The organism is Tenacibaculum amylolyticum, assembly GCF_964511145.1.
Classification (GTDB): Bacteria; Bacteroidota; Bacteroidia; order Flavobacteriales; family Flavobacteriaceae; genus Polaribacter; species Polaribacter amylolyticum.
This window is the reverse complement of the sequence record NZ_CAZEFZ010000051.1, coordinates 1-5,207: the sequence shown is the minus strand read 5'-3', so window position 1 is coordinate 5,207 and position 5,207 is coordinate 1. Positions and strand designations below refer to the sequence as shown.

General features: G+C 29.1%; 3 protein-coding genes. All 3 read left to right on the top strand.

Annotated features, from left to right (window positions below):
• On the top strand, positions 1 to 3,517 hold a 3,517-nt coding region (locus tag ACKTTC_RS12895), incomplete at its 5' end, for a DUF6443 domain-containing protein (RefSeq protein ID WP_408040246.1).
• A complete protein-coding gene (locus ACKTTC_RS12890) occupies positions 3,510 to 4,142 on the top strand; it encodes a hypothetical protein (protein ID WP_408040245.1) in 633 nt (210 codons plus the stop codon). The genes ACKTTC_RS12895 and ACKTTC_RS12890, both read left to right, overlap by 8 nt.
• A gap of 264 nt (positions 4,143 to 4,406) precedes the next feature.
• Positions 4,407 to 5,060, top strand: a complete 654-nt coding sequence (locus tag ACKTTC_RS12885; RefSeq protein WP_408040244.1) for a hypothetical protein — start codon at positions 4,407 to 4,409, stop codon at positions 5,058 to 5,060.
• Positions 5,061 to 5,207: the final 147 nt, after the last annotated feature.

The following is a 5,207-nucleotide window of genomic DNA, read 5'->3' as shown; positions in this document are numbered from 1 at the left end:
TAGCATGCCTTTAGGGTATGTAGCCAATAATAATGACCAATGTCCTGAAACAGATGGAAAAGGCTCAGCAACAGGATGTATATTAGGAGGACTTAGTGATGAGAATTTTGTATACTCTATAACTCCACAAATAGCAACCGATAGTACATCTACTTTAACTCAAACAGCAGATGCTATACGAAATGTTATTTATTACGATGGCTTAGGAAGAGCAAAACAGAGTATTGCGATACAACAGTCACCAAGTGAAAAGGATGTAGTTTCATATATGGAATACGATGCGTATGGCAGACAGGCAAAAGAGTATTTACCATATGCATCTATAAATACAAATGGAGCGATAAATACAAACCCAAAATCCGCAATTGTAAACTATTATAAGACTAACTATACAGATGATTTTATAGAAATTACAAATGATAATGAAATCAATGCTTATTCAGAGAAATTATTGGAAGCTTCACCACTGAATAGAGTATTACAACAAGCAGCACCGGGGAAAGATTGGAAATTAGGAAATGGACATGAAATTAAATTTGAGCATATCTCTAATGGTGTAGATGAAGTACGATTATTCGGAGTTACTACTACGGAAGCAAATGGGGTATATCAACCAACATTAACAGGAGGTAATGGCTTCTATCTTCAAGGTGAATTATACAAAACAATTAACAAAGACGAAAATTGGACGGCAACAGACGGTAAAGATCATACTACAGAAGAATTTAAGAATAAACAAGGTCAAGTAGTTTTAAAGCGTACTTATAATGAAAATGAACCGCATGATACCTACTATGTATATGATGACTTTGGGAATTTAACCTATGTATTACCTCCAAAAGTAACCACTATAGATGGAGTATCAGATACTGAACTTTCTGAATTATGTTATCAATACAAGTATGATTATAGAAACCGATTAGTAGAAAAGAAAATTGCAGGAAAAGCATGGGAATACGTAGTATATGATAACTTAGATCGTCATGTATTAACACAAGATGCGAATTTAAGAGCCCAAAATAAGTGGCTATTTACCAAATATGATAAATTAGGAAGAACTATCTATACAGGTCTGTATACACATACAACGGAGATAGATCAGCCTGCAATGCAAGCATTATTCAATAGTAATAATGATTCAGTCACTGCATACTATGAAACAAAAACAACAAGTGAAGGAAGCTTGAATGATTATACGAATACAAACTTCCCGAGTGCAAATGTAGAAGTATTAACAGTGAATTATTATGATACCTATACCTTTGATAAAGCAGGTGCAACTACTACAGTAAATGCTTATGGAATAGATGCAACTAATCGTATAGAAGGATTAGTAACAGGAACAAAAATAAAGGTATTAGATACCAATGATTGGATTACTACAGTTACTTTTTATGATGAAAAAGCACGTCCTATTTATGTGTATACTCATAATGCATTTTTAGGAACGACAGATAGGGTAGCTTCTAGGTTAGATTTTGTAGGAAGGGTTGAAGAAACAACCACCACGCATCAAAAGACAGGTAAAGCAGATATTGTTATTATAGATACTTTTCAATACGATCATACAGGTCGTTTATTAAGTCAACAACAAAAAATTAATGAACAACCAGTTGAAACAATTGTAAGCAATAGTTATGATGCCTTAGGGCAATTATCTTCTAAGAAAGTTGGAGGAGATTTACAAACAGTGAATTATGCATATAATATTCGAGGATGGCTTAAAAAAATTAATGAGGATGCAAATAATGACAATGATTTGTTTAACTTTGAGATAACCTATAACAACCCAAGTTCAGGAGTGGCATTATATAACGGAAACATAGCACAAACCAGTTGGCAAACTGCAAATTTAGATAATTCTAAAAAGACCTATAGTTATGCTTACGATCCATTAAATCGAATTACAGCTGCTACAGGAAAGACCATTTCAAATTATGATCTTTCTGGAATTATGTATGATAAAAATGGAAATGTATTAAGTATTAAAAGGAATGGACATTTAAATACAGAGGCTACCAGTTTTGGAGTTATGGATGATTTAGTATATAGCTACGATAATGGAAATAAACTAATTAAAGTTGTAGATAATGGAAATGATGGGTATGGTTTTAAAGATAGTACAAGTAATACTAATGATGATTATTCATACGATTTAAATGGGAATATGATATCCGATGCCAATAAAGGTATCTCAAATATTAGTTATAATCATTTAAATTTACCAACTAACATAGTTATAGGAGGGAAAACTATTGTATATACCTATGATGCAGTGGGAATGAAATTGAGAAAAATAATAGAAAATATCACTACAGATTATGCGAATGGTTACGTATATGAAAATGATGAATTACAGTTCTTTAACCATACAGAAGGGTATGTAAAACCCGAACACACAGGTTTTAGTTATATTTATCAACATAAAGATCACCTTGATAATGTTAGATTAAGCTATACAGATACTAATAAAGATGGTATAGTTACACAATCTGAAATTATACAAGAAAAACATTATTATCCTTTTGGAATGATACAGAAAGGATACAATAATAATGTATCTAGTAATGGTAATTCTTTAGCTCAGAATTTCAGCTATAATGGAAAAGAGTTAAATGAAGAACTCGGGTTAAATTGGTTAGATTTTGGTGCAAGAAATTATGACGCTAGTTTAGGAAGATGGATGAATGTTGATAGTAAAGCAGATGCTATAGGTCAAATTCAAAGTACCCCTTATGCTTATGCATTAAACAAACCAATAAACCTTACTGACCCTGATGGTGATTGTCCTCCAGGTATTAATTGTGAAAATGTTTTACCAGAAATGGAAAGAATGAGAGTTAATAGAGCGAGTAATTTAGGGGCAGGTTATACAAGAAATAATGGAACTAAATGGCATGCAGGTCATGATTTATATGCAGAAGCAGGTACAAGTGTAAGGTCATCTATGGCTGGTACAGTTCATAAGGTAGGTACAAGTAGTTCTTATGGAAATTATGTGACAGTTAAAACAACTCATACAGATCATGTTCCTACAGGAGAATTTACAACTAGAAGTGATGGTACAATTATACCAGAAACAAAAAAAGTAACAAGAACATACTATACTTTCTATGCGCATTTAGAGTCTACAAACGTTGAAGAAGGTGCAAGCGTTACTGCTGGACAACAAGTAGGTACTGTGGGAACTACAGGAAATGCAAGTGGTTTAACTGGAAATAATGTACATCTACATTTTGAAATAGGTACAGAATTAAGGAGTACAAATAGTCCTTTTTTAAAGAAGTCAAAGCTTTTAGATGCTAATATAGCTTATAAAGATGTATTTTTTAAATCTGAAGATGAGGATGGCAACCAAAGTGTAAAAGGTACTGTTAGAATATCCAAAGATAAAGATGGTAATATAATTTTTACTTTCCAAAATTTTAAGAATACAACTGAAAATGGGAAAAACCAAACAAGATTAATTTCTAATCAAAGAAAAAACGAATTATTAAATGGGACAGGTTTTGAATAAAATGATAATTGTTCTTTTAGTTATTGTTAGCTGCAATGCAAAAAAGAAAGAAGGTAAAAGTGTAGGTTTAGTTAAAGTAGATACAGTCATTACTACAGCAATAAAATCTCCTACACTTAAGAAAGTTAATGTAGGAAACTCATTATTAAGCGATGTAGAAAAAGCGATAAATTTTCTCAAGAAAAAAAATGTAATTGATAAAAAATATAATTTTAGTGAAGCATTAGATTATAAAATATTTAATAATAAGGATTATGATATTAATTTATTGAAGTTAAATTATGAAAAAGAATTAGGAGCTAATTTTTTAGAGGATCCAGTAGTTAATATTCTTTATGTAAAAAATGAAAGTAAACTTTTAGGATACCATGTATTTTACTCGATAGAAGAAGAAGATTTTAATTTTTCATTTAAAAAATCTAAAATTTATTTTTTTGAATATTATGACTCTTCTACAGGTTGGAAAAACTCTATCTATTATGATAATGGTTTTCACCAAACACATAAGTATGATGAAACTGATAAATTAGATATTAACTCGATCAATCTAAATGATAGGAGTTACAAGCTTATTGGAAATGATAAGGTTTTTAAGTTTAAAAAACTTCAATCCATGGAGAAATAAAATTAATAAAAGTAGTTAGTATTAATTATACATATTAGAACCATATTACAAATGTAGTATGGTTCTTTGTTTTCTATGAAGAAAAATCAAACCTAATATCTACTGTTTTTTTAAGCAAAACGATTTAAACAATTTAAGAAAACAATCTGAAAAAACATTTAAAGAAAGAGAAGATAGGAAGGCTAGAAAGCGTTTTTTCAATTTACTTATTAGTCAAGATGAAAAACAACACAAAAAAAGAAGAAATTAAATAATAAAAACAAAATGAGAATTATAATATTATTAATACTTATTAATACATCTTGTATTAATTCACAGAAAAAGAAATCATTTGTTAAAGATGATAAAGATCAAGAAGTAATTATTAATAAACAAGAAATCGTAAATAATAAGACTAATAAAAATTTAGAAAACAGCAAAAAAGAACCTAAGAATATTGTTAATCCCGATTGTGAAATAGATGTAAATTATATTACAGATGTTAGTTATTTAAAAAATAAATTAGATGATTTAAATAATGAACAGTCTAATTGTTTAGAAACTTTTTTTTCATATAGTAAAGATATTTTCAACAAAAAAGAAATAAAGTTTCAAGAAAAATATCTTGATGCTGTTGGATATATTTATGATAATTCAAATAGTTTCTCTTCAACCCTAATTGAAGACTCTTTTTTTAAAAATATTTTTTATCATAATATTAATGTCGTTTCAAGTTACTTATTTAAAAATAAGAAAAGTTCCTTAAATAAAGCTCTGAAAACAGGCATATCTTATGAATATTCAATATTTGAGAGAGAGGAAAGAGAATTAAAATATAAAGCACTTCATGATAAAGTTTTTAACGATGTTATTAATACAAGTCATAAAGTCTTTATTATTAATTTATTAAATGATATTGATAAAGAGTTATATGATTAAAAGTCGTACTAATTCATTTTCGTAGTATTATGATAGATGCGGTTAGACAATCCTTCCCCTTTTTAAATGAGGCTTTGTGAAAATGTCTTGTCCTGAAATAAGTTTACAGTTTTAACTGTAGATTTTATGGAAAAACGCAAAGAAGTT

Bases quoted from the DNA above. Each gene is read 5' to 3' on its own strand.
- ACKTTC_RS12885 (WP_408040244.1), top strand. From the start codon at position 4,407: ATGAGAATTATAATATTATTAATACTTATTAATACATCTTGTATTAAT.